Here is a 24,308-nt window from a genome sequence, read left to right as displayed (position 1 = left end):
TATGAACATTGAACAGTTAAAAAAAATATTCGAAAAAAATGGTCACAAATTTACTAAGCAAAGACAAATAATATTCAATGCTCTAAAAAATTCTAATTCAAAACATTTGACACCAGAAGAGTTATTTTCTATTGTTCATCAAGAAAATAAACAAGTTGGTATAGCAACAGTTTATAGAACTCTAAACATTTTTGAAGACTTAGGAATTGTTAACAAGCAAGAATTTACGGATTCTGTTAACACTTATGAGCTTATTAGTCAAAAAGATGCCCACCACGACCATTTAATTTGTACAAATTGTGGCAAAATTGTCGAAGAAAAAATATTAGATAATGATAAATTAGCAGAAAGTTTAAAAGAAAAATATAATTTTGAATTAGACTATTATTCTTTAAGAATATATGGTGTTTGCTCCGAATGTGATAATGATTTAAGGAGTAAAAATGAAAATGCAAAATAAACTAAAAGTTATTCCATTGGGAGGACTTGGCGAAATAGGTAAAAACTGTACAGTTGTTGAATACAAAAACGAAATGATTATGATAGACTGTGGTCTAACATTTCCAGATGAAGATATGTTGGGTGTTGACATTGTAATACCAGATTTTACCTATATTGAAGAAAATAAAGAGAAATTTAAGGGTATTTTTATAACCCATGGTCATGAGGACCATATTGGAGCTATAGCTTATCTCTTAAAAACAATAGATACAAATGTTTATTGTTCAAAACTAACTAAAGGATTATTAGAAAACAAATTCAAAGAGCATGGTTTAAATCCAAATAGACTTAAGATGGTTAATGTTAATAATACTGTAAAAGTTGGAAATTTGAGTGCAGAATTTATAAGAGTTAGCCATTCTATTCCAGATTCATGCGCCATAGCTGTAAAATCTCCAATAGGAACAATACTGTTTACTGGTGATTTTAAAATGGATTTCACACCAATTGACGGTGAACCTACAGATATACAAAAACTTGCTTCACTTGGCAAAAAGGGATTATTATGTTTGTTCTCTGATTCTACAAATGTGGAAATTGAAGGAAGCTCAATGAGTGAGATGAAAGTTGGAGAGACATTCATAAATTTATTTGGACAAGCTCCTGGTAGAATTGTTGTTGCAACTTTTGCATCAAATCTTCATAGGGTACAACAAGTTATATATGCAGCTGAAAAATATAATAAAAAAGTTGTTTTATCTGGTAGATCCATGATAAATAACGTAAAAATTGCAAGTAATCTTGGATATTTAAAAATAAGAAGCAATACCTTAATTGATATTAAAAATATTAAAGATTATTCTGATGATCAAATTGTAATCTTATCAACAGGAACTCAAGGTGAACCTTTGTCTGCTCTAACAAGAATGGCAAATAATGAACATAAACAAGTTCATTTAAATTCATCAGATACTGTAATTTTATCATCTTCAGCTATACCTGGAAACGAAATGTCTATTAATAATACAATTAATAACCTAACTAAAATTGGTTGTAATATTATTTATAATTCATTGGCAAAAGTTCATGCTTCAGGTCACGCTTGCCAAGAAGAAATTAAATTAATGCACCAATTAACCACACCAAAATACTTTATTCCAGCCCATGGTGAGCCTCGTCAACTAAAAAAACACAAAGAGATAGCGATGGATATGGGAATGAACAAAGAAAATATTTTAGTTGGACAAAATGGTGATGTATTTGAATTTACTAAAAAATCAGCTAGAATAAATGGAAAAGTTCAAGCAGGTAATGTGCTTGTAGATGGTTCAGGAATAGGTGATGTTGGAAATATTGTTCTTAAAGATAGAAAGCACTTATCTGAAGATGGTCTATTAGTTGTAAGTTTAACAATAGAAAAACATAGTCAAAAAGTTTTATCAAATCCTGAGATTGTTTCTAGAGGATTTATCTATGTGAAAGAAAATCAAGATTTAATTGAAAATTCAAAAGATATTGTTTTGAGAACTATGAAGAAATGTCAAAAAAATGATATCCATGCTATTAGTCAAATAAAATATCAAATAAGAGAAGCTTTAAAATCTTATATATACAATCAAACAGGTAGAGATCCTATGATCTTACCGGTATTAACAGAAGTAGAGAGCAATGAATATTAATTATAATCATATTGTTGATTATTTGAATGATATTTATATTGATGAAGATTTTATTGAAATAAGAAATTATGGAATTGAAAATAATATTCCTATAATGAAAAAAGAAAGTAAAGAATTTTTAAAAACTATAATTTCTATAATAAAACCAACAAAAATTTTAGAAATTGGAACAGCTATTGGTTATTCTTCCTTACTTTTTTCAAAATATTCTAATGCAAAAATAACAACTATAGAAAAAAGTAGCAAGATGGCTTATATAGCTAAAGCTAATTTTAAAAAATATAATAAAGAAATAAATTTAATAAATATGGATGCAAAAAAAGCCTTGAGTAATATTAATCAAGGCTTTGATTTTGTTTTTATAGATGCAAATAAGTCTCAGTATGAATATTATTTTAATAAATCATTAGAATTATTAAATAAAAATGGCGTAATTGTTTGTGATAACATTCTTTTTAGAGGAGAAATCACAAATGATGATATTGTAAATAGAAGACATATTACTATGGTCAAAAATTTAAGAAAATTTTTGTCTTATATTACAAATTTAGACGATTATGTTACGAGTATAATACCTATAGGAGATGGTATTAGTTTAAGTACAAGGAGAATTGATGAAAGATAAAGTAGAATTGTTAGCACCAGCTGGGGATATGGAAAAATTAGAAGCTGCTATAAAATTTGGAGCAAATGCTGTTTATATGGCAGGAAATAATTTTGGCCTTAGAAAAAATTCTAAAAACTTTGATAAGGATGAGCTAAAAAAAGCCGTTGATTATGCTCATGAACATGGCGTAAGGTGCCACATCACAATGAATATAGTTCCTCATGATAATGATCTTGATGGAATTGTTGAATATATAAAATATCTTGAAGAAATTGGAGTTGATGCTCTTATAATTTCTGACCCTGGTATCTTTAATATAGCAAAAGAAAATTCTAATATAGACCTACACATATCAACTCAAGCATCTGTAACAAATTCTCATACTATAAATTTTTGGTACAAACTTGGTGCAAAAAGAGTTATACTTGCAAGGGAATTATCTCTTGACGAGATTATTGAAATTAGAAAAAATGTTCCAAAAGATTTAGAAATAGAATGTTTTATTCATGGAGCTATGTGCATTTCATATTCAGGAAGATGCTTACTAAGTAATTATATGACAGGAAGAGATGCGAACAGGGGAGATTGTGCCCACGCTTGTAGGTGGAAATATGCCCTTCAAGAAGAAAAAAGACCTGGGGAATACTATCCAATAGGTGAAGATGAAAACGGAACATTTATAATGAATTCCAAAGACCTATGCCTAATTGATGAAATTGATAAGTTAATTGAGGCTGGAATTGATTCATTTAAAATTGAAGGCAGGATGAAAACTGTATTTTATGTTGCTACAGTAATTAGAAGCTATAGGCAAGCAATAGATGCTTATTACAATGGAACTTATAGTAAAGAAGTTTCAAAAAAATATATGGATGAAATAAAAAAAGCAAGCCACAGGCATTTTACAAAGGGATTTTTCTACAATAAGGCAGATTCAAATTCTCAAATTTATGAAAATTCATCTTACATCAGAAATTACGATTTTATAGCTGTTGTTCTTGACTATGATAAGGAAAATAAAATTGCAAAACTTGAAGAAAGAAATAAATTTATTGTAGGCGATGAGGTTGAAATTTTTGGAAATACACCTGATTTTATTAATTTTAAAATTGATAGAATGAAAGATTCCAAAGGAAATGATATTGAAGTTGCCAACAAGGCAAAGCAAATAGTTTATATAAAAATTGACCATGAACTTAAAAAAGGTGACATGGTAAGACGTAAAATTGAAGAATAGTTTTAAATATTAAATATTTAGTATTTATAAATAAAATGTTTTTATATACCTTCTGATTATGATAAATAAAACTAATCAGGAGGATTTTTTATTCCAAAATATGACATTAACTTTATCTTATTTATAAAAATCAGTATAATGATAAAAATAATTTAATTAATATGGAGGATAATTTGTTAAACAGTAAAGGCTTTGATTTATGGGCTGATGAATACGATAAAAGTGTCGAACTATCTGATGATGAAAGCTCATATCCTTTTGCAGGATATAAAAAAATACTCAATGAAATATATAATAGTATATTAAATAAATCTTATAAAAATATCCTAGATATTGGATTTGGTACAGGAACTTTAATTTCAAAATTATATGATCAAGAGTGTACAATATATGGTCAAGATTTTTCTGAAAAAATGATAGAAATTTCACAAGCTAAAATGCCCAATGCCAAGCTTTTTCATGGTGATATTTCTAATGGACTGGTAAATCCATTGCTAAATTATAAATATGATGCAATAATTGCTACATACTCACTTCATCATCTAAGTGATAATAATAAAATCATATTTTTGAATAATTTACTAAAACAATTATATGATGGTGGATGCATATACATTGGGGATATAGCTTTTGAAAATCGTGCTCTACATAATAAGTGTATGAATGAATTTAGAAATGAGTGGGATAAAGATGAAATTTATTTTGTTATTGATGAGTTAACATCTTATTTTCCTAATTTGCATTTTAAAAAAATATCTGAATGCTCAGGATTAATTACAATTAAAGAGAAATGATTTTTATAAAAACTAAAAAGAGGCCGTAACTTACAGCCTCTAACTTATTTATTTATCTTTTGAAGGATTTTCTGAAAAATCTGATCTTGTTCTTCTTGCTTCTACTCCAACGTTTGAGTTTTCATCGGCTTCATCGCTTATACTTCTTAGATTTTCTTGATCAGCATTTGTTTTTTTATCTAAAGATTCGCTTCCTTCAGATTTGTTTGCTTCTCTTGTTTTTTTATCTAGTTCAGCGTCTCCTCTGTATTGATTTTCATTGCTTACTTTGTTTTCGTCAGTCATTTTTTTCTCCTTTTAATTTTAAAATTAGAATCTCAATTATAGTATACCCATTCGTTTATAATTTAACCAATTTATTTTCTACTTATTTCCTTTATTATTTCTACAATAAGCTCAGATGACTTTTTCATATCTTCTATTGGAATTAGTTCATATATACCATGGAAATTATAGCCACCTGTAAATAAGTTTGGGCAAGGTAGACCCATAAAAGATAATTTTGAACCATCTGTTCCGCCTCTAATGGGTTGTTTTATAACTTTTATATCCAAATTCTCCATAGCTTTTTTAGCATAATTAACTATGTCCATGTGATCTTTTAAGATATCTCCCATATTGTAATAAGTATCAGACATATCAATTGAAATTATATTTCCATATTTTTTATTTAAAAAGTAAACACAATCATTTAGGAAGTTTTTCATATTTTCAAAATTTTTTCTATCAAAATCTCTTATTATATAAACTAAATTTGTATCTTCAATACTTCCTGAAATTGAGATCATATGATAGAAACCCTCATATCCTTCTGTGTGCTCTGGTCTTTTATTTTGACCTAATAGGTCGTCTAATTCTTTTGCTACTGTTATAGAGTTAATCATGGTGTTTTTTGCTGTTCCAGGATGAACAGATTTCCCTTTTATAGAAATTATCGCTTCAGCTGCATTAAAGGATTCATATTCCAATTCTCCAAGTTTACCTCCATCTAGGGTGTAGGCAAAATCTGCATCAAAAAAATCTACATCAAAACTATCACATCCAGTTCCAATTTCCTCATCTGGTGTAAAGGCTATTTTAATATCACCATGTTCAATTTCTGGATTTTTTATTAAATACTCAACAGCATCCATTATAGCAGCAATACCTGCCTTATCATCTGCACCCAAAAGCATTTCGCCATTTGTAGTAATTAGAATTTTTCCTTTTAAATCTTTTAAAAATGGAAAATCTTTTTCTTTTATATAAATATTTTCCTTTAGTTTAATATCTCCACCTTCATATTTTATAATTTGAGGATTTTTTATTCCTCCAGGCATTTCTGGTGAAGTATCCATATGTGCAATAAAGCCAACTTTTGGAAGTTTTTTATCTGTATTTGCTTTTAAAGAAGAAAAAACAAATCCTTCATTATTAATATAAGCATCTAGGCCTAAATTATTTAATTCATTTTTTAAAATTTTTCCTAATTCAATTTGACCTTCACTTGTTGGTTTAATTATATTTTTTTTGGTCTCATCACTTCTTGTATCAACTGCAATATATTTTAAAAATCTTTTTGTAATATTTTCCATTTTATCCTCCTACAAAACAATTATACTACTTAAAAAATTTTAAATATAGAAAGGATTTCAATTTAAATTCAAACAATTATATGATAAAATAGAAGCGATAATTAAATAGGAGATGTTATGGCAAATAAAATTTTAAAAATAAAAACTAACAGTATATTACCAGAATATAAAACAGAATATTCTGCCGGTATGGATATATATTCTGCAAATGAAAAAGATATTATTATTAGACCAGGTGAGGTTGGAAAAATAGAAACAGATTTAAAAGTTGAGATTCCTGAGGGATATTTTGCTGCAATTTATCCAAGATCTTCAACAGGCGTAAAAAGAAATTTGATGCTTGCTAATTCTACAGGAATTATTGATAGCGATTATAGGGGAGAAATAAAATTATTTTTCTATAATTTTGGAAATAAAGACCAAATAATCAAAAAAAATGAAAGGCTAGCACAAATGGTTATTCAAGCTTATGAAAAAGTCCAAATTAAAAAAGTAGATGATCTATGCATTAGTGAAAGAGGAGAGGGTGGAATCGGTTCAACCGGAAAATAATGAGAAATAAAAAAAATACAAATTTTTCAAGACTTTTTAAGAAAAATAAATATAATTTTATCATTTTAATAATTGTACTTATAATTTCTTTATTTTTATTTTCTAAACTTGTATCTTACATTTCAAATAGGTCTCTTTTGGAATATGATACGGAAATTATTACTATTAAGAATAAAGATAGCGAGATTGATGCTTTGACCTTAAAAGATATAAGAAAAATGGGTCAAAGTGAAATGAAAATAGTAACAAACAAGGGTGAAGAATTTAAAGTGGCTGGTGTTTCTATTGAAAAAATCTTGACAAAAGAAAACATCAACCCAAATTTAAATAATACTATTGAGTTTTCTGATGAATTTGGACACAAAACTAATATGAGCATGGAAACTGCCTTGGAAGTTAATAGGGTTTTACTGGTTTATAAGATTGATAATAAAGCTAATATGGATTACAGAAAAGATTTGGGGTCTTTTATAATAATAGATAAACAAGAAAAAGATTCTAGTAAGTGGATAAAAAATATTCAAGAAATAAATATTAAATAATGCTTTTAAGATTTTAATTTATTGTTTCATATTAAATTATCTTTAAATTTAAGATTAATTTTTATTGGAGCAATAATTTTTTTGCACTAATCTTATTTCTATTGAATTTTTACGTATGATATAATAATCAAAGGATGTGATTTAATGAATTCAGATTTTAAATATGATAAATTAACACCAATGTTAAGACACTATGTTGATGTTAAAAATGATTTTAAAGATTCCCTTCTTCTATATAGGGTGGGGGATTTTTATGAAGCATTTTTTGATGATGCTATAACTATAAGTAAAAATCTCCAGCTTGCTCTTACTGGTAAAGAATGTGGTCACGATAAAAGAGCTCCTATGTGTGGAGTTCCTCACCATGTTATAGATACCTATATAAATAAATTAGTTCAAAATGGTTTTAAAGTTGCCTTGTGTGATCAAGTTGAAGATCCCAAAAAAGCTAAAGGACTAGTAAAAAGAGCAATTACTAGAGTTATAAGTCCTGGAACTATTGTTGATTTGGAATCTCTTGATAAAAAAGAAAATAACTTTCTTCTTTCTATATTTGAAAATAAATTTGGTCTTGGTGCTTGTTTTTCAGATATTTCTACTGGAAAATTGATGGCTTTTGAAATAAAAAATAATCCAAGTATAAGTGCTAATAAACTTATTGATGAAATAGAAAAAATTTCTCCATCAGAAATTATTATAAATTCAAACTTTTCAAATAAAAAAGTTTTAAATTACCTAAATTTAAACAAGAATATATTAATTAATAAAATTGAAGATAGTAAAGACTATGAAAACTTATCCCAAAATGTCTATACAAATTTGGGGATGAAAAACTTTAAGAAGGTAGAAAATTTAAGAATTTCTTTGATTGCTATATCTAATTTACTTGATTATATTTATAGCTATCACAAAGAAAAACTTGCCCATTTAAATGATATAGAAATTCTTGATATATCTTCATATTTGCAATTAGATGCCAATACCAGAAGAAATTTGGAGCTTCACACAAATATCGACAAAAAAGGCAAGGAAAATTCTTTATTTAAGTTGATAGACAAGGCTGATACAGTTATGGGCTCAAGACTTTTAAATGAATGGCTTGAAAGACCTCTAATAGAAAAAGAGAAAATTGATAAGCGCCTGGATTTGGTTGAATTTTTCTTTTTAAATCCTGACCTATCAAGTAAAGTTTCATATTTTCTGGATGATATCTTTGATCTTGAAAGAATAATTGGAAAAATTTCTTATCAAAGGGCAAATGCCAGAGATTTTATATCATTGAAAACTTCTCTTAGAAATATCCCGGAATTTAAAAGATTTTTGCAAGGTCTTGATAATAAAGATATAGTATCTTTTTCAAAAAATATTCCTGATGTTTCAAATATTTACGACATTCTCGATAAAGCGATTGTAAATGATCCACCAGTTCTTATTACTGAAGGTGGAATTATAAAAGAAGGATTTAATGATGACTTAGATAAGTTAAAAAAATCTTCTTTATCTGCAGAAAATGATTTGCTTTTATATGAAAATGAAGAAAAAGAAAAAACTGGCATAAATAAATTAAAAATAAATTACAACAAAAATAATGGATATTCCATTGAAATTACAAAATCAAACCTACATTTGGTTCCAGAAAACTATATTCGAAAACAAACCTTAAAAAATCAAGAAAGATACACAACTGAAAGGCTAGAAGAGCTTTCAAATCTAATTTTAGGTTCAAGCGATAAGATCAATAGCCTTGAGTATGAAATATTTGGGGAAATAAGAGATTTTATTTTAAGTCAAGTAAAAACTCTCCAATACTTGTCAAAATTAATTGCCATTATAGATTCCATAAATTCCCTATCAAAGCTTGCAAGAGAAAATAATTACACAAAACCTAAAATTACAAAAGATAATATCATAAAAATAAAAGATGGAAGACATCCTGTAATTGAGAAAAAACTTAAGGAAAATGAATTTATTTCAAATGATACAGATATTGGAGAAGATGATAATTTAATTCAAATAATTACAGGGCCAAATATGGCAGGTAAATCCACTTATATGAGGCAGATGGCCCTTATAATAATTCTTGCTCAAATGGGATCTTTTGTTCCCTGTACAGAGGCTAGCATTTCAATTTGTGATAAAGTTTTTACTAGAATTGGAGCAAGTGACAATATATCAAAAGGTGAATCAACTTTTATGCTAGAGATGAATGAAGTTAGCAATATTTTAAAAAATTCTACAGACAAATCATTTATAATTTTAGATGAAGTAGGTAGGGGGACAAGCTCTGATGATGGTTTATCTATTGCAATGAGCCTGGTTGATTATTTAAGTAAAAAGAAAAGAGCAAAAACTGTTTTTGCAACTCATTTTCATGAGCTTACAATACTTGAAAATAAGCTTGATAATGTTATCAATTTAAAAATCGATATACTTGAAGAAAATGATAATTTGGTTTTTTTGAGAAAAATTTCAAGAGGCCAAACGGATAGGTCCTATGGAATTGAAGTTGCAAGAATGTCGGGCTTACCTGAAGAAATAATTGAAAATGCAAAAATATTTATGAATAAGCTTGATCAAAGTGATGAAATATTCAAAGATAGCCACAAAATTGTTAAATCTTCAATTGATGATATAAAAGATATTGAAATTGAAAAAATCAAAAACTTTAGCGATTCTATTAATATAAATGAATTAACGCCATTAGAGGCTATAAATATTTTAAATAAATTATTAGATAAAATTAAGGAGATATGATGAAAATCATAGAACTAGACAAAAGTACTATAGAAAAAATTGCAGCAGGAGAAGTCATTGAATCTCCTGTTTCTATAGTAAAAGAATTGGTTGAAAATTCAATAGATGCAGGAGCAAAAAATATAATTGTAGAAATTAAAAATGGTGGAAAATCTTATATTAGAGTAACTGATGATGGGATTGGAATAGAAGAAGATGATTTTAAAAAAGCTTTTAAAAGACATGCCACATCAAAGATAAAAGATTTTTCAGACCTATATGATTTGTTTACCCTAGGGTTTAGGGGCGAAGCCCTCTCATCAATTCTTGCTTGTGCCAATGTAAAGGCGATTTCTAAAACAAAAGATCAAGAAATTGGTAAAGAAATAATTTTTCAAAATGGAAATATGATATCTTTTAATTCTATAGCTACAAATATAGGAACTAGTATAGAAGTTTATGATTTATTTTTAAATCTTCCTGTAAGGCGAAAATTTTTAGGATCAGATATAAATGAGTCAAATAAAATTTCAAAAATAATCCTAGCTCTAGCTCTAGGTTATGATAAGGTATCTTTTAAATTTATAAAAGATAATAGACTTGTTTTTCAAACCTTAATAGATGAAGACTTAGAAAATAAAATTTATAAGTTATTAGATGAAAATTTAAAGGATAATCTTATTGAAATAAATATTGAAAATTCTTTATATAAGGTAAAAGGCTATATTTCAAAATTTAATTATTATAGGGGAAATAGGTCTATGGAGTATATTTTCGTAAATAATAGGCTTATTGAAAATGAAAATATAAGTAGGGCTATTGAAAGTGAATACAAAGCCTTAATACCAAGTCAAAGATTTCCAGGATTTTTTATTTTTATTGAAACAAATGCAAGTAATATTGATGTAAATATCCATCCAAATAAAAAAGAAATCAAATTTACCTATGAAAATGAATTAATTGATTTGTTAAAAGAAAATATAAGCGAAAAGTTATATGAAAATTCTAGTATAAAAGAGCTTAAAGTAAATGATATTAATAAAAAAGAGTTAAATTTTTATGATGATTATAGTGAGATTTTAAATACCTATAATAAGATTAATGAAGAAAAAAATTCTTATGATATATCTTACGAAATTGAAAATAAAGATACTGTAAATAAGGAAATTCAAAATAAAGAACATGACTTTTTTAGTGGACATGAACTTAATTTTATAGAAGATAAAGTCCCAAAAAATTCTACAAGTATTGAAAAAACTAAGACTAATAAGATTGATATTTCTAATTTATCATATACTTGCTCGATTTTTAATAGGTACTCCTTATTTACTTATAATGAAAAAATCTTAATACTTGATCATAGGAGAGCTGATCAAAGGATAAAATTTGATCAATATATGAAAAATTTCAAAAGTGATACTATATCTTCTCAACAATTATTAGAGCAAAAAATAGTTAAGGTTAGCCTCGAAGAATACAACAAATACATGCAAAAAAAAGATTTATTTATAAAATTTGGCTTTGATATAGAAGAATTCTCCTTTGATAAGCTTATAATTAGGTCAGTTCCTCTTGTATTTGAAAATCCAGAAAATAATGATTTTTTCTACGACCTACTTGATATTGATTTAGAAGATGAAGAATATTTTAAAGAAAAAATAGGAAAACTTATAAATAAAAATATCTTTAGAAAAGGTGATACTATAAATAAGTCAGAAGCTCTTGCAAGTATTGAAAAATTAAATTCTTGCCATAATCCCTTTAAAACTTATGATGGTAAAAATACCATCATAATGATCGAAGAAAATGAATTGGAGAAATATTTTGACAAATAAAGTTATAATTATTACAGGTCCTACCGCATCGGGAAAAAGTGATTTTGCCATTAAACTTGCCAAAAAATTTAATGGAGAAATTATTTCTGCTGATAGCCAACAAATTTATAAAGATATGGATATTGGGACTAATAAAATTACTGAATTTGAAATGGATGGAATTTGTCATTATGGACTTGATATCAAATATCCAAACGAGGATTATTCCGTACAAGAATTTAAAAATATGGCAAGAACATTAATAGATGAAATAAATTCTAGAGAAAAACTTCCTATAATTGCAGGTGGAACTGGATTTTATATAGATTCTATTTTATTTGACTTGAATTATGGAACAAGTAAAAAAGATGAAAATCTAAGAAAAGAACTTACTGATTTAGCTAATATAAAAGGAAATGAATATATTTATCAAAAACTTATTGAAATTGATCCAATAGAGGCAAAAAAATATCATCAAAATGAAGTTCAAAGAATAATAAGAGCTATTGAAACTTTTGAATTAACTGGAGAAAAACCAAGTGATTTAAGAAGAGGTTTTAAAAAACTAAATGAAAATATAAATCCAATTTTATTTTTTATAAACTATAAAGATAGGTCAAAACTTTACGATAAAATAAATCAAAGAGTTGAACAAATGTTTGAAATGGATTTAGAAGATGAATTTAAAAATCTACTTAATAAATATAAATTAGATTCAAAATCAAAATCCCTCCAAGCGATTGGTTATAAAGAGTTTTTTCCTTATATAGAAAATGAAATTTCATTTGATACTCTTGTTTCTGAAATCAAAAAAAATACCAGACGTTATGCCAAAAGGCAAATAACTTGGATGAAAAAATACCTAGATTATGATTTTTCACATTTACTTTATAGGGATGAAAAATCAAATGAAGAAATTTTATCTAAAATGGATAAAATAATAAAGGAGACTTATGATTTACAATAAATTATATGGAATTGATAAAAATATAGAAAATTATGTAGAAAGAATAGACCAAGATTTAGAAAATAGATTTAAAGAGCTTGATAAAATCAGCGAATACAATCAAATAAAAGTTTTAAAAGCCTTTAGCGATAACAATCTTTCGAGTATACATTTTAACTCAGCAACAGGTTATGGATATGCCGATATAGGAAGAGATGTAGTTGAAGATATTTTTTCTACAATTTTTAGAGCAGAAGATTCTTTAGTTAGGCCAAATATAGTTTCAGGAACCCATGCAATTTCTTTGGTTTTATTTTCTCTTTTAAATTACGGAGATAAAATTTTATCTATTAATGGAGATCCATACGATACCTTACAACAAGTTATAGGAATTGAAGGAAATAAAAAAGGAAATCTTATATCCAAAGGAATAAAATACGAAAAATTAGATTTAAAAAATGAGCAAGAAATCCAATATAACAAAATAAAAGATGTATTAGATGATAAAACAAAACTTGTTATGATTCAAAGATCTACCGGATATACAAATAGAAGGGCCTTTAGCATTGAAGAGATTGAAAAAGCAATTAATGAAATTAGAAAAATAAATGAAAATGCAATTATTTTTGTCGACAATTGTTATGGAGAATTTACAGAGACAAAAGAACCTATCGAAATAGGGGCAGATATTATGGCAGGATCTCTTATTAAAAATCTTGGTGGGGGAATAGCTATAACAGGCGGATATATTTCCGGAAAAAAAGATTTAGTTGAATACTGCTCGAATACTCTTACAGCTCCAGGAATCGGTAAAGATGAAGGCTTAAGTTTTGGAACTACAAGAAGTGTTTTACAAGGCTTATATTTTTCAAGTAAAACTACTATAGAATCTATAAAAGTTGCTCTTTTATTTGCAAAAGTTTTTGAAGATTTAAATTATGAAATAATACCAAAAATAAATGATCCAAGAAGCGATATTGTTCAAGCTATAAAATTGCATTCTAGTGAAAAATTAAAATTATTTTGTAAGGCAGTTCAAGAATCTTGCAGTGTTGATGCAAATTTAACTCCTGTTGCAGATGAAATGCCAGGATATGAAGATCCAGTTATAATGTCATCAGGTGGCTTTGTAGAAGGAGCAACATCTGAATTATCATGTGATGGACCCTTAAGAGAACCTTACACAGTTTATTTGCAAGGAGGCTTAAATAAATACCACGGTAAGCTTGCCTTAATGAAAGTTTTGGAAAAATTTATAGATAATAATTTTCTTGATATTAATTCAATAGTTTAATTTTAAAGATTATTTTTCTTAATTAAATATAATAAAATAAAAATCTAATCTGACTATGGCAAGTTAGATTAGATTTTTAAATTTGATAAAGGGTTTTTATTTACAGCATTTTTTAAATCTTCATTATCAAGATGGGTGTAAATTTGAGTAGTTGAAACACTTTCATGTCCTAATACATCTTTTAAGGCTCTTATATCAACATTTCCGTATTTGTACATCAATGTTGCTGCAGTATGTCTTAATTTGTGGGTAGAGTAGATGCTAGTATCAAAACCTGCTTTTTTTAAATATTTTTCTACTGTAGATTGAACAGCCCTATTAGAAATCCTATTTTTCCTTGTAGATATAAATAGAGCGTCAGTTTTTTTATCTTTCAAATAATTTTTTCTTATCATTATATAATTATCAATTAAATCAAGACAATTTTTCGTCAAATATATAGTTCTTTCTTTATTGCCTTTTCCAATAATAGAAAAATGATCATCTTTAATATCGGATAAATTTACACTAACAAGCTCAGAAAGGCGCATTCCAGTTGTAAGAAAAGTGAATACAATAGCCATGTCACGATTTCTCAAAAATTCATTTTTTTCATTAGCTATAGTAGAAAGTAGATGCTCGGTTTCACTTAAAGTTAAATAAACCGGTTGACGTTTCTGAATTTTAGGATTTCTTAGTTTTTCGCTGATATTATTATCAATCATTTCAATTTCTTGGTGTAAATACTTATAAAAAGATCTTAAAGCAGATAATTTTCTAGACCTAGTAGAAGTGTTATCATTAAGTTCATTATCAAGATATGAAATATAGGCGTACATATCTTGAATATTAATATCATTTATAAAGGATTTAGTAAATATTTTATTAGAATCTATAATTGATTTTTCTAAATCTTGATTAAACCTATCTAAGTCATCAAAATAAAATTTCCTTAAAATTTGAAAAGAAATAAAGTTAATAAGATCATAATTATATTCGCTAATAGTTTTTTTAGAAAGACCTCTAATAGATTTAAGATAAGATAAATAGTCTTTTAATATCAAAGGGGTTTGGATTTTTTTCATAAAATTCTCCTAATTTTCTTAAGCTAGCTTTATTTTAGCATAAAAAAAGAAAAACATCAATTATTGCACAAAATTATTATTTTGTGCAATAATTTGAATTTGAATACCCCTTCTCAACTAGAATTATATTGGATTCATTTTTTATAAAACCTTAAATTTTTATAATAAAATATTTTGTATTTAAATATCTTTTTTATCCAAAAATCTTCATCCAACTAATTGATATATAAATATGAAATGTAATTATAAATAATTTGAAACTCTAATTTGCGATTTAAGCGATTTTATATTTTTACTAATACTATTCTATAGCTAAAATTTATATATTTTTTAAAATATACGAATGAGATTTTAAATAAATCACTTTTCTCTTTTTATTTAATCTATAAAACAAAAAAATAAAAAATCGGATAAAGTTTTACCCTTATCCGATAAATTAATTATTATCTTTTTTTACTAGAAAATAAACCTATACTTGAAGCTGATAAAGTTAATAGGACTGAACTTAAAGATCCAACTCCTGTTTGTACATTATTAGATTCAATATTATTATATGAATTATTAGTTTTGACTATATTTTCTGTTACTTGTTGATTTTTTCTGTAATTTTTATTTTTATTTTCATCTTTATTTATTTTACTTTTTTCTACTAAATCATCAGACTTGGATTGTAATATAGGCTTAGTAGCTTTTTCTTTTTTTGAAACTGTATCTTTTAAAGATTTATTAGAACTTAAAGATTTTCCTACTTTAGTAGTTGAAATAGGGTTTGATATTTCAATTTTATCTCCAACTTCTTTATTTACATTTTCAATTACTTTTGTTTTTTCAAGATTTTTTGCCTTGTATATTTTTGTTGAAAGTGTATTTTTAAGAACAGGTGTCTTCTTTACAGAAACAGAATAAACATTATTAACTTCTTTTTTAGCTATTATAGGATTAGATCTTTTAACAGTCTTACTTACATTATTAGCTTTTTTAGAAGCTTTTAAATTTGAGCTTAAGTTATTATTCTTAACTAATATAGTTTTTGGTTTTTCTACTATTGTACCTAAATATCTATTAGCAACTTCAGATAAGTTTGAACTAGAAATTACATTAAGAACTGAATTAACATATCTACTATCAGTAGCATAGCCTGCGGCTTTTATTCTTTGAATTTGTTCTTTATAATTTTTTGCAGTATTTACACCGAACCTACTATAATAATTACCTGTTAATAAATTTAAATATTGTCTAATGCTTTGTTCATAAGTATCAAACTTTCTAAATTCATCACTTATTCTAATTGTTTTTCCGTTTATTTCTTCATTAGTTTTATATACTACACCTTTTCCTTTTCCACGTTCAGAGTAAGGAACTTTCACACCAAATAAATTTTTATTGTATTTTGCGAGCGCAGATTGTCCCCAGCCTGATTCAAGAATAGCTTGACCCATCATGACTTCCGGGAAAATATTATATTCTTTTGCAAGACTTGAGTGACTTGCTAACATTTCAAGAAATTCTTTATTATTACTATAATCATTAATATATTTAGGTTTTTGAACATTGCTTTGATAAGTAGACACAGAAATTTTTTTGTCTTGTTGAGAACTTTGAACATTTTCTTTTTCGCTAACTTCTGATATTTCCAAAGCATTATCATCTTCAACAGACTTATCATCTTCTAATAAGGCTGGTTTTTCATTTGATTCGTCTTCTATTAATTTAGTAGCAGGCTCATTATTATCATCCAAGTTTTCTGAACTTACTTCTTGATTTTTTGTATTTTCATTTTCTAAATTATTATTTATAGAGTTATTAGTATTATTTAGGCTAATATTTTCATCTATATCGTTTTCTTTTTCTAAACTTAAGCTTTCATTTTTTTCTTGAATGGAATCTTTATTTTCTTCTGGAGCAGATGCTTCTAAAGGCAAGTTATACTCAGCTTCATTTTCTTCTATCTTTTTATCAGCATCCTTATCTAGATCATTAATCATATCTTGAATAGTTGACTTCTCAAGAGTGTTTTCTTTATTAACTTGGTCAAGTTGGCAGATTTCTTCTGACTTCTTATCCAATTTTTTCTTTTCTTCTTCAGATATTTTAGTTTTGTCTAGGTTTTTGTCCTCTAATTTATCATTTTTTTCAACTATAACCTTTTCAATATTATTTGAATTATTATCTTTAGCTAAAGAATTAGAAAATAATCCACCACTTGCAAGAAGCAAAACTAAAGCACCACTTGTTATTTTTGTTAGATTTATGTTACTATTTTGTCTCATTTACAACTCCTTATACTCTTATTACTATAATGATATAATCTTTTGTAATAATTGTCAATTTAAATATATAAATATGACTTTTTTGTAATATTTATTTTCAAAAAAAGAGAGGTCTAAACCTCTCTAAATTATTTAGCATATTCAATTGCCTTTGATTCTCTTATTACATTAACTTTTATTTGACCAGGATATTCTAGTTCATTTTCAATTTTTTTTGCGATTTCTCTAGCAATCACAACCATTTGATCGTCTGATATTTTTTCTGGTTTTATCATAACCCTTAATTCTCTTCCAGCTTGTACAGCAAATGTTTTTTCAATTCCATCAAATGAATTCGCAATTTCTTCTAGATTTTCTAGTCTTTTAATATAATTTTCTAGGCTTTCTCTTCTTGCTCCTGGTCTTGCTGCTGATATGGCATCTGATGCTTGTACTAAAATTGAAGCTATACAATTAGCTTCTACATCCCCATGGTGAGATTCTATGCAGTTTATTACATTTTTATTTTCACCATATTTTTTTGCAGCTTCGACTCCGATAGAAATATGAGTTCCTTCTACTTCATGATCTATGGCTTTGCCCACATCATGTAATAGACCTCCTCTTTTGGCATCCTTATCATCAAGACCCAATTCTTGTGCTAGCATTCCAGCGATTTTTGCAACTTCTATAGAATGTTTTAAAACATTTTGTCCGTAAGATGTTCTAAATTTAAGCTTTCCTACAAGTCTTACAAGTTGTGGGTGAAGATTGTGTATGCCTACTTCTTCGATTGCCCTTTGTCCGTCTTCAATTATTCTTTGTTCAACTTCATCTTCTGCTTTCATTAGCATTTCTTCAATTCTTGAAGGATTTATTCTTCCGTCAAGGATTAATCTTTCCAATGCTACTTTTGCAATTTCTCTTCTTATTGGTTCAAATGCAGAAATCACTACAGCTTCTGGTGTATCATCAATTATCATATCTGTTCCTGATAATTGCTCAAAAGCTCTGATATTTCTACCTTCTCTACCAATTATGCGACCTTTCATTTCATCATTTGGTAATGATACAACTGTAACTGTACTTTCAGCTACTTCATCAGCCGCATATCTTTGAATTGTTGTTGCTATAATTTCTGAAGCTAATTTTTTACTTTCATTTTTAGTTTTTTCTTCAAACTCTTTAATGATTTTAGCTTGCTCATGAACAACATCATTCTTTAAGCTTTGAAGTAAAATATCTTTAGCCTCATTTGTTGTAAGACCTGCAATATCTTGTAACTTCAACTCTTGTTCTTCGATAAGTTTCTCAATTCTGTCTTCTTTTTGTTTTAACTTTTTTTGGTCACTAGAGATTTCATCAGATTTCTTATCTAATAATAAGGATCTTTTGTCTAGACTCTCTTCTTTTTTTAAAAGATGACCTTCTTTTGTAGCAAGTTCATTATTTTTTTTGCTAATTTCTTGCTCGCTTTCCATTTTGCGTTTAGAAATCTCATCTTTTGCACTTATCAATGCGTCTTTTTTTAGGGATTCAGCATCCCTGTTTGCTTCCTCAATAATTCTTGCAGAATAATCTTCTGCAGAAGAAATTTTTGATTCACCTATTTTTTTTCTACAAAGATAGCCTATAAAAAAAGCTAATATTATGAAGGCGACAGATAGAATAATTTGATTAAAATTCATTTTATCACCTCCTGTAATTAGGATTTTCATCCTATAAATAATTATATCATAAATCTATATTTATACGAAAAACTTTTTCTTAATTTATTTCTCCTTCATTTGTTTTAGATACATTTTCTTATATTCGCCATTTATTCCCATTAAGTAGTTGTGATTTCCACTTTCTAGAATTTTCCCATGAGATAAAACAATTATTTTATCAACATTTTTAATGGTAGATAGTCTGTGAGCAACAATAAAAGTTGTCCTATCTTTTTTTAATTCATTAATCCCTTCTTGGATAATATTTTCAGTTTCTGTATCAATATTTGAAGTTGCTTCATCTAAAATTAGAATTTTTGGATCTCTGATATAGGCTCTGGCAAATGAAATTAATTGTTTCTCACCTTGACTTAAATTCGATCCATTTTCTAAAATTTCACTATCTATTCCCCTATCAATGAGTTTTTGTCCTCCCACTTTTTTTAAGGAATCTATAACTTTTTTATCTGAAAATTCTTCTCCTAGACAAATATTTTCCTTTATGCTTGCTTTAAACAAAAATGCATCTTGTAAAACTACAGCCATATCTTTTCTCAAATTATCTCTATTGATTTTATTTATATCTGTATTCCCAATTAAAATTTTTCCATCTCTTGGAGAATAAAAATTTAAAAGTAAATTTATAAGTGTTGATTTTCCAGAACCTGTTTGACCAACAAAGGCAATTGATGATCCATTTTCTACTTTAAAGCTAAGACCTTTTATAACATCATCATTATCGTCATATGAAAAATATATATCTTTAAAATATATATCTTTGTTAAGATCTATTTTTCTATCTTCCAATTTATCCATAGATTTCATTTCTAATAATTCAAATATATGATTTGCTGAACTAAGAGCATCTTCAACATCACCAAATCTCATTATTATTGTATTCATATTATTAAAAATCTTGGTTGTATAATCAATGGCCATATACAAAGATCCAATGCTTACAAGATAAATTTTTGTAATTGAACCAAGACCGAAATAAATTAAGACAATTATTATTGCCAAAAATTGAATTATATCCATTGCCCTATAGCCTGAATAAGATCTTAATTTAGATAATTTAATATTTAAATCGTAAATTTTTTTATTTACATTCTCAAACTTTTTAAAAATAAAATTTTCCCTATTAAAAACTTGAATAACTTCCATATTTTGAATATATTCATTTATTTTGGCATTAATATCAGCTGTATGAATCTTTATATCTTTTGTATAAGCATATGTTTTATTTAGATAGCTTCTAAATATAATAAATACAAGGGGAATTAGTGTTAAAAGCATAAGGGCTGCTATAGTATCTGTAAACAAAAGTGTGATATAAAGTCCAACTATTAATATAACTGCATTTATAATATCAGAAAATAAGAGCTGAAACATAATTTTTAATTTATTTGTATCATTTGTTATTCTTGATGCAATTTTTCCTGAAGGAAGGGTGTCAAAATATGATATTGGAAAAGTTGATACCTTGTCGTAAACATCCTTTTGCACTTTTGCAGCAATTTTATTGGCTGAAATTTGAAAATAAACTCTGGACCTATTTAGTAAAATTCCAGATAAGACGAAAACTATAAAATATAAGACTAATAATAAGGCAATTTTTTTAAAATTTTCCCTATCCATATCAGATTTTAAGACATTATTTATAATATATCCTATTATCATAGGTCCAATTATTTCTAGTATAGTTCTTAAAAATGAAAAAATAAAACCAATTAATAAAAATTTCTTTTCACTAAGAGTATATATTTTTAATTTTCTATAATTTTCTTTATTTTTCGTCTTAATCATTTTTATCACCTAAAATTTGATTTTCATATTGACTTTTATACCACTTTCCATTTTTCATAAGCTCATAATGATTTCCCATTTCAACAATTTTTCCATTTTCCAACACAATTATATTGTCGCAATTTTGAACTTGGCTAATTCTGTGAGCTATAATTATTGTAGTCTTATTTTTCCTGTATTCTTTAAGCTTAGTAAGTATATTTTTTTCTGTATTAGCATCTACAGCACTCATAGCATCATCCAAAATTAAAATTTCAGGATTTTTTAAAACTGCCCTTGCAATTGATAGCCTTTGTTTTTGCCCACCAGACAAAGAAACTCCCTTTTCTCCTGTTATTGTATCAAGACCCTTAGGAAACTCATCAATATCTTTTTTAAAATCTGCTATATCAATTGCTAGATTTAATTCTTCATCGCTTGCATCTTCTTTTGCAAATAAAATATTATTTCTCAAAGTATCTGAAAATATCATATGTTGTTGAGGTACATAACCAATATTTTCTTTCAAACTTTTAAAAGAAGTATCTGAAGAAATGTCTTCATTAAAATATATAGTCGATTTATCAACCTTGTATAAGTCTAGTATTTGTTTAATAAGTGTAGTTTTTCCTGACGAAGTTTTTCCTAATATTCCCAAAGAAGAAGAATTTTTGATTTTCAAGCTTATATCATTTAATATATTTTCCTTTGAGCTTGGATATTTAAAACTGTGATTGTCAAATTCAATATCCAAAGGAAATTCTACTTTTTTATTTTTCTCTGAGTTTTTAATCTCTTCTTTATAATCAAGTGTTTCACTTATTCTATCCATAGCAGCACTTGCTTGTTGTTTCACATTAATAAAATCTCCCAAGGCATACATAGGCCAAACTAACATGTTCAAATAATAAGTAAAGGAAACTATTTGACCAATAGAAATTTTTCCAATGCTCATTAGATAAGATCCAAAACCTATTGCAATGATAAATGTAAGGGATGTAATTATTCTTTCAACAGGAGCAAGAAAAGCCTGATATTTAGCAAGAATAATATTATTCTCAGCTAGTTTATCAGCATTATTGTAAAATATTTTTCTTCTATTTCCCACAATATTAAATACTCTAATAAGTCTAATCCCTTCAGCATCTTCAAGAACACTATCATTTAATTTATCAAAAGATTGGTTTACCTTCTTAGATTTATCATAAATTTTATCCCCTATTCTAAAATATATAAAGGCTATTAAAGGCAGGGGTAAAATTGAAAGTAGAGTCAATTTAAAATCTATGGCAAAAATCATTACTAAAACAATACTTAAAGGAAGGATTGTAGCATCAATTAAAGATAATGTTCCATAACCTGCCATTATTGAAATTTGTGAAATATCGTTAGTAGATTTTCCCATAAGAGATCCTGTAGAATTATTTTCAAAAAATTCTTGAGATTGGCCTAAAAATTTCTTCATTAATTTATTTCTAGTTAAGTATTCAATAGTTCCACTTGCCTTAAAAACATTATAAGACCGGCCCATGGCAAGCAAATATTTTAACAAAATAACAAAAATAGTAAATGAAATTATTTTAATAAAATTTTCTAGATTAATTGAATTGGTGTAGATTAAATCTATTAATTTACCTATTATATATGGCAAAAATAAAGAAACTATATCACTTAATAATAAAAATATAATTCCAATTATATATGATTTTTTATAGTATTTAATAAACCACTTGAACTTCTTATACATATTTACCTCTAAAATTAAAGAGCTGTTAATTTAAATAATTTTAAATTCAGAATTAACAGCTCTTTTTTAATTATGCTTATGTTTAATTATCTTTGCCGGAGCACCTACTGCAGTACAATCGTCTGGTACATTTTCTAAAACTACAGAATTTGCTCCAATTTTACAGTCATTTCCAATTGTAATATTTCCCAATAAAATTGCTCCAGCTCCAATCAACACATTATTTCCAACACTTGGGTGTCTTTTAACTCTTTCATTGATTAAACCACCTAGGGTAACTCCATGGTACATTAATACATCATCACCTATCTCAGCTGTTTCACCAATTACAACACCCATTCCGTGATCTATGTAACATCTTCTTCCTATTTTTGCTCCAGGGTGAATTTCTATTCCTGTTTCTTTTCTAGCTTCTAGGCTTATTTCGTTCGCCTTAGAAAACTCACCTTCAAGATATAATTTATGAGCCTTGTAATGCGCTAACAAGGCTCTTATACCTGGAGAAAATCTAATTGCATCTTCAGCCTTAGTTAAGGCAGGATCTTTGGCTAAGGCCGCCTTAACTAATTCATCTTTATATTCTTCAAAAGTCATATTAATCTAAATTGTACAATTCTGTTGATAAATATCTTTCACCAGTATCTGGTAAAACAGTAACAACTACTTTTCCTTCACCAATTTTATCAGCTATTTCAATAGCACCTGCTACATTAGCTCCTGATGAAATTCCTACAGCTAAGGCTTCATTTTTTGCGAGTTGTCTAGAAATTTTAATAGCATCATCACCTTTTACATCGACAATTCCATCAACAATATCAAAATCTAAGTTTTTTGGAATAAAATTTCCACCAATTCCTTGGATTTTATGACCCGAAGCTTTTCCACCAGAAAGTAATGGACTTTCAGCAGGTTCAATTGCATAAACTTTTACATTTTCATTATTTTCTTTTAATCTCTTACCAACACCTGTTACAGTTCCACCTGTACCAACTCCAGCAATGAAAGCATCTGGAGATATTTCGTTTAAAATTTCAACTCCAGTTGTTTCGTAATGAGCTTTGATGTTTGCAGGATTTGAAAATTGATCTGGCATAAAGTATCCATCTTTTTTAGAAAGCTCAACAGCTTTATCTACAGCCCCTTGTAATGCATTTTCTGTAGTTCTTATAACTTCTGCACCGTATGCTTCAGCAAGTTTTGATCTTTCTATACTCATAGAACTTGGCATTGTTAAAATACATTTGTATCCTTTTGCAGCTGCAAGAGCAGCTAAAGCTACACCAGTATTTCCACTAGTTGGTTCAACTATTGTATCACCTTTTTTTAATTTTCCAGATTTTTCAGCTTCTTCAATCATATATAAAGCTATTCTATCCTTAATTGATCCAGCAATATTATTTTTTTCAACTTTAACATATATATCAGCTCTTCCCTCTTTTTTAAGAGAATTTAATTTTAGAAGAGGTGTATTACCTATTAATTCTTTTGCGTTTTTATTGATTGTCATTCTAACTCCTTTTAAAATTTAATCTTATTTTATC

Annotated in this window: 20 protein-coding genes; 11 read left to right on the top strand and 9 right to left on the bottom strand. The window is 27.1% G+C overall.

What is annotated here, in order from left to right; all coding sequences use genetic code 11:
* Position 1 precedes the first annotated feature (1 nt).
* The 5 genes from BN2087_RS06505 (at position 2) to BN2087_RS06485 (ending at position 4,758) form a co-directional block, all read left to right on the top strand.
* On the top strand, positions 2–460 hold the full coding sequence (locus BN2087_RS06505) for a Fur family transcriptional regulator (RefSeq protein ID WP_049691018.1): 459 nt from the start codon (positions 2–4) through the stop codon (positions 458–460).
* Entirely contained in the window at positions 444–2,120 is a 1,677-nt protein-coding gene (locus BN2087_RS06500; protein WP_049691017.1) for a ribonuclease J, read from the top strand. The genes BN2087_RS06505 and BN2087_RS06500 overlap by 17 nt, the downstream gene beginning before the upstream one ends.
* Positions 2,110–2,745, top strand: a complete 636-nt coding sequence (locus BN2087_RS06495) for an O-methyltransferase (protein ID WP_049691016.1) — start codon at positions 2,110–2,112, stop codon at positions 2,743–2,745. The genes BN2087_RS06500 and BN2087_RS06495 overlap by 11 nt, the downstream gene beginning before the upstream one ends.
* The gene (locus BN2087_RS06490; protein ID WP_049691015.1) at positions 2,735–3,964 is read left to right on the top strand and encodes a peptidase U32 family protein; all 1,230 of its coding nucleotides are present in this window, start codon (positions 2,735–2,737) and stop codon (positions 3,962–3,964) included. The genes BN2087_RS06495 and BN2087_RS06490 overlap by 11 nt, the downstream gene beginning before the upstream one ends.
* Before the next feature lie 173 nt (positions 3,965–4,137).
* Positions 4,138–4,758 carry a class I SAM-dependent DNA methyltransferase gene (locus BN2087_RS06485; protein ID WP_049691014.1) on the top strand — a complete coding sequence of 207 codons (621 nt, stop codon included), beginning with the start codon at positions 4,138–4,140 and terminating at the stop codon, positions 4,756–4,758.
* Between the two features lie 48 nt (positions 4,759–4,806).
* Here BN2087_RS06485 and BN2087_RS06480 read toward each other — a convergent pair whose 3' ends face one another.
* Both BN2087_RS06480 and pepT read right to left on the bottom strand, forming a co-directional pair.
* A complete protein-coding gene (locus tag BN2087_RS06480; RefSeq protein WP_049691013.1) occupies positions 4,807–5,043 on the bottom strand; it encodes a hypothetical protein in 237 nt (78 codons plus the stop codon).
* 71 nt (positions 5,044–5,114) lie between these two features.
* On the bottom strand, positions 5,115–6,332 hold the full coding sequence (pepT, locus tag BN2087_RS06475) for a peptidase T (RefSeq protein WP_049691012.1): 1,218 nt from the start codon (positions 6,330–6,332) through the stop codon (positions 5,115–5,117).
* 117 nt (positions 6,333–6,449) lie between these two features.
* Between pepT and dut the strand changes: the two genes are divergently transcribed.
* The 6 genes from dut to BN2087_RS06445 all read left to right on the top strand — a co-directional run bounded on the left by dut (position 6,450) and on the right by BN2087_RS06445 (position 14,213).
* Positions 6,450–6,884, top strand: a complete 435-nt coding sequence (gene dut, locus BN2087_RS06470; protein ID WP_049691011.1) for a dUTP diphosphatase — start codon at positions 6,450–6,452, stop codon at positions 6,882–6,884.
* On the top strand, positions 6,884–7,426 hold the full coding sequence (locus BN2087_RS06465) for a hypothetical protein (protein WP_049691010.1): 543 nt from the start codon (positions 6,884–6,886) through the stop codon (positions 7,424–7,426). The genes dut and BN2087_RS06465 overlap by 1 nt, the downstream gene beginning before the upstream one ends.
* Positions 7,427–7,570: 144 nt before the next feature.
* Complete coding sequence (gene mutS / locus BN2087_RS06460) at positions 7,571–10,180, top strand: DNA mismatch repair protein MutS (protein WP_049691009.1); 2,610 nt, start codon at positions 7,571–7,573, stop codon at positions 10,178–10,180.
* On the top strand, positions 10,177–11,994 hold the full coding sequence (mutL, locus tag BN2087_RS06455) for a DNA mismatch repair endonuclease MutL (RefSeq protein WP_049691008.1): 1,818 nt from the start codon (positions 10,177–10,179) through the stop codon (positions 11,992–11,994). Before mutS ends, mutL begins: the two co-directional genes overlap by 4 nt.
* Entirely contained in the window at positions 11,984–12,940 is a 957-nt protein-coding gene (gene miaA / locus BN2087_RS06450) for a tRNA (adenosine(37)-N6)-dimethylallyltransferase MiaA (protein WP_049691007.1), read from the top strand. The genes mutL and miaA overlap by 11 nt, the downstream gene beginning before the upstream one ends.
* Entirely contained in the window at positions 12,927–14,213 is a 1,287-nt protein-coding gene (locus tag BN2087_RS06445) for a methionine gamma-lyase family protein (protein ID WP_049691006.1), read from the top strand. The genes miaA and BN2087_RS06445 overlap by 14 nt, the downstream gene beginning before the upstream one ends.
* Before the next feature lie 68 nt (positions 14,214–14,281).
* On the opposite strand, the gene BN2087_RS06440 is transcribed toward BN2087_RS06445, so the two are convergent.
* From BN2087_RS06440 to cysK, 7 genes are all read right to left on the bottom strand, one after another.
* Positions 14,282–15,277 (bottom strand): tyrosine recombinase XerC, encoded by a 996-nt coding sequence (locus BN2087_RS06440; RefSeq protein WP_049691005.1) that lies wholly within the window; start codon positions 15,275–15,277, stop codon positions 14,282–14,284.
* 443 nt (positions 15,278–15,720) lie between these two features.
* The gene (locus BN2087_RS06435) at positions 15,721–17,547 is read right to left on the bottom strand and encodes a glycoside hydrolase family 73 protein (RefSeq protein WP_049691004.1); all 1,827 of its coding nucleotides are present in this window, start codon (positions 17,545–17,547) and stop codon (positions 15,721–15,723) included.
* A gap of 128 nt (positions 17,548–17,675) precedes the next feature.
* Positions 17,676–19,214, bottom strand: coding sequence for a ribonuclease Y (gene rny / locus BN2087_RS06430; RefSeq protein WP_049691003.1), 1,539 nt, complete (start codon positions 19,212–19,214; stop codon positions 17,676–17,678).
* A gap of 84 nt (positions 19,215–19,298) precedes the next feature.
* Positions 19,299–21,041, bottom strand: a complete 1,743-nt coding sequence (locus BN2087_RS06425) for an ABC transporter ATP-binding protein (RefSeq protein WP_049691002.1) — start codon at positions 21,039–21,041, stop codon at positions 19,299–19,301.
* Positions 21,034–22,767 (bottom strand): ABC transporter ATP-binding protein, encoded by a 1,734-nt coding sequence (locus tag BN2087_RS06420; RefSeq protein WP_049691001.1) that lies wholly within the window; start codon positions 22,765–22,767, stop codon positions 21,034–21,036. The genes BN2087_RS06425 and BN2087_RS06420 overlap by 8 nt, the downstream gene beginning before the upstream one ends.
* Before the next feature lie 66 nt (positions 22,768–22,833).
* Positions 22,834–23,361: a serine O-acetyltransferase EpsC gene (epsC, locus tag BN2087_RS06415; RefSeq protein WP_049691000.1), complete on the bottom strand. Its 528-nt coding sequence runs from the start codon at positions 23,359–23,361 to the stop codon at positions 22,834–22,836.
* A 1-nt stretch (position 23,362) separates the two neighbouring features.
* The gene (gene cysK, locus BN2087_RS06410) at positions 23,363–24,274 is read right to left on the bottom strand and encodes a cysteine synthase A (RefSeq protein ID WP_049690999.1); all 912 of its coding nucleotides are present in this window, start codon (positions 24,272–24,274) and stop codon (positions 23,363–23,365) included.
* Positions 24,275–24,308 lie beyond the last annotated feature (34 nt).

The organism is Anaerococcus jeddahensis (assembly GCF_001182725.1).
GTDB lineage: Bacteria > Bacillota > Clostridia > Tissierellales > Peptoniphilaceae > Anaerococcus > Anaerococcus jeddahensis.
The sequence above is the reverse complement of the archived record's forward strand: the minus strand, read 5'-3'. Positions and strand labels throughout refer to the sequence as shown.

Bases quoted from the DNA above. Each gene is read 5' to 3' on its own strand.
- BN2087_RS06505 (WP_049691018.1), top strand. From the start codon at position 2: ATGAACATTGAACAGTTAAAAAAAATATTCGAAAAAAATGGTCACAAA.
- BN2087_RS06500 (WP_049691017.1), top strand. From the start codon at position 444: ATGAAAATGCAAAATAAACTAAAAGTTATTCCATTGGGAGGACTTGGC.
- BN2087_RS06495 (WP_049691016.1), top strand. From the start codon at position 2,110: ATGAATATTAATTATAATCATATTGTTGATTATTTGAATGATATTTAT.
- BN2087_RS06490 (WP_049691015.1), top strand. From the start codon at position 2,735: ATGAAAGATAAAGTAGAATTGTTAGCACCAGCTGGGGATATGGAAAAA.
- BN2087_RS06480 (WP_049691013.1), bottom strand. From the start codon at position 5,043: ATGACTGACGAAAACAAAGTAAGCAATGAAAATCAATACAGAGGAGAC.
- pepT (WP_049691012.1), bottom strand. From the start codon at position 6,332: ATGGAAAATATTACAAAAAGATTTTTAAAATATATTGCAGTTGATACA.
- dut (WP_049691011.1), top strand. From the start codon at position 6,450: ATGGCAAATAAAATTTTAAAAATAAAAACTAACAGTATATTACCAGAA.
- BN2087_RS06465 (WP_049691010.1), top strand. From the start codon at position 6,884: ATGAGAAATAAAAAAAATACAAATTTTTCAAGACTTTTTAAGAAAAAT.
- mutS (WP_049691009.1), top strand. From the start codon at position 7,571: ATGAATTCAGATTTTAAATATGATAAATTAACACCAATGTTAAGACAC.
- mutL (WP_049691008.1), top strand. From the start codon at position 10,177: ATGATGAAAATCATAGAACTAGACAAAAGTACTATAGAAAAAATTGCA.
- BN2087_RS06445 (WP_049691006.1), top strand. From the start codon at position 12,927: ATGATTTACAATAAATTATATGGAATTGATAAAAATATAGAAAATTAT.
- BN2087_RS06440 (WP_049691005.1), bottom strand. From the start codon at position 15,277: ATGAAAAAAATCCAAACCCCTTTGATATTAAAAGACTATTTATCTTAT.
- BN2087_RS06435 (WP_049691004.1), bottom strand. From the start codon at position 17,547: ATGAGACAAAATAGTAACATAAATCTAACAAAAATAACAAGTGGTGCT.
- rny (WP_049691003.1), bottom strand. From the start codon at position 19,214: ATGAATTTTAATCAAATTATTCTATCTGTCGCCTTCATAATATTAGCT.
- BN2087_RS06425 (WP_049691002.1), bottom strand. From the start codon at position 21,041: ATGATTAAGACGAAAAATAAAGAAAATTATAGAAAATTAAAAATATAT.
- BN2087_RS06420 (WP_049691001.1), bottom strand. From the start codon at position 22,767: ATGTATAAGAAGTTCAAGTGGTTTATTAAATACTATAAAAAATCATAT.
- epsC (WP_049691000.1), bottom strand. From the start codon at position 23,361: ATGACTTTTGAAGAATATAAAGATGAATTAGTTAAGGCGGCCTTAGCC.
- cysK (WP_049690999.1), bottom strand. From the start codon at position 24,274: ATGACAATCAATAAAAACGCAAAAGAATTAATAGGTAATACACCTCTT.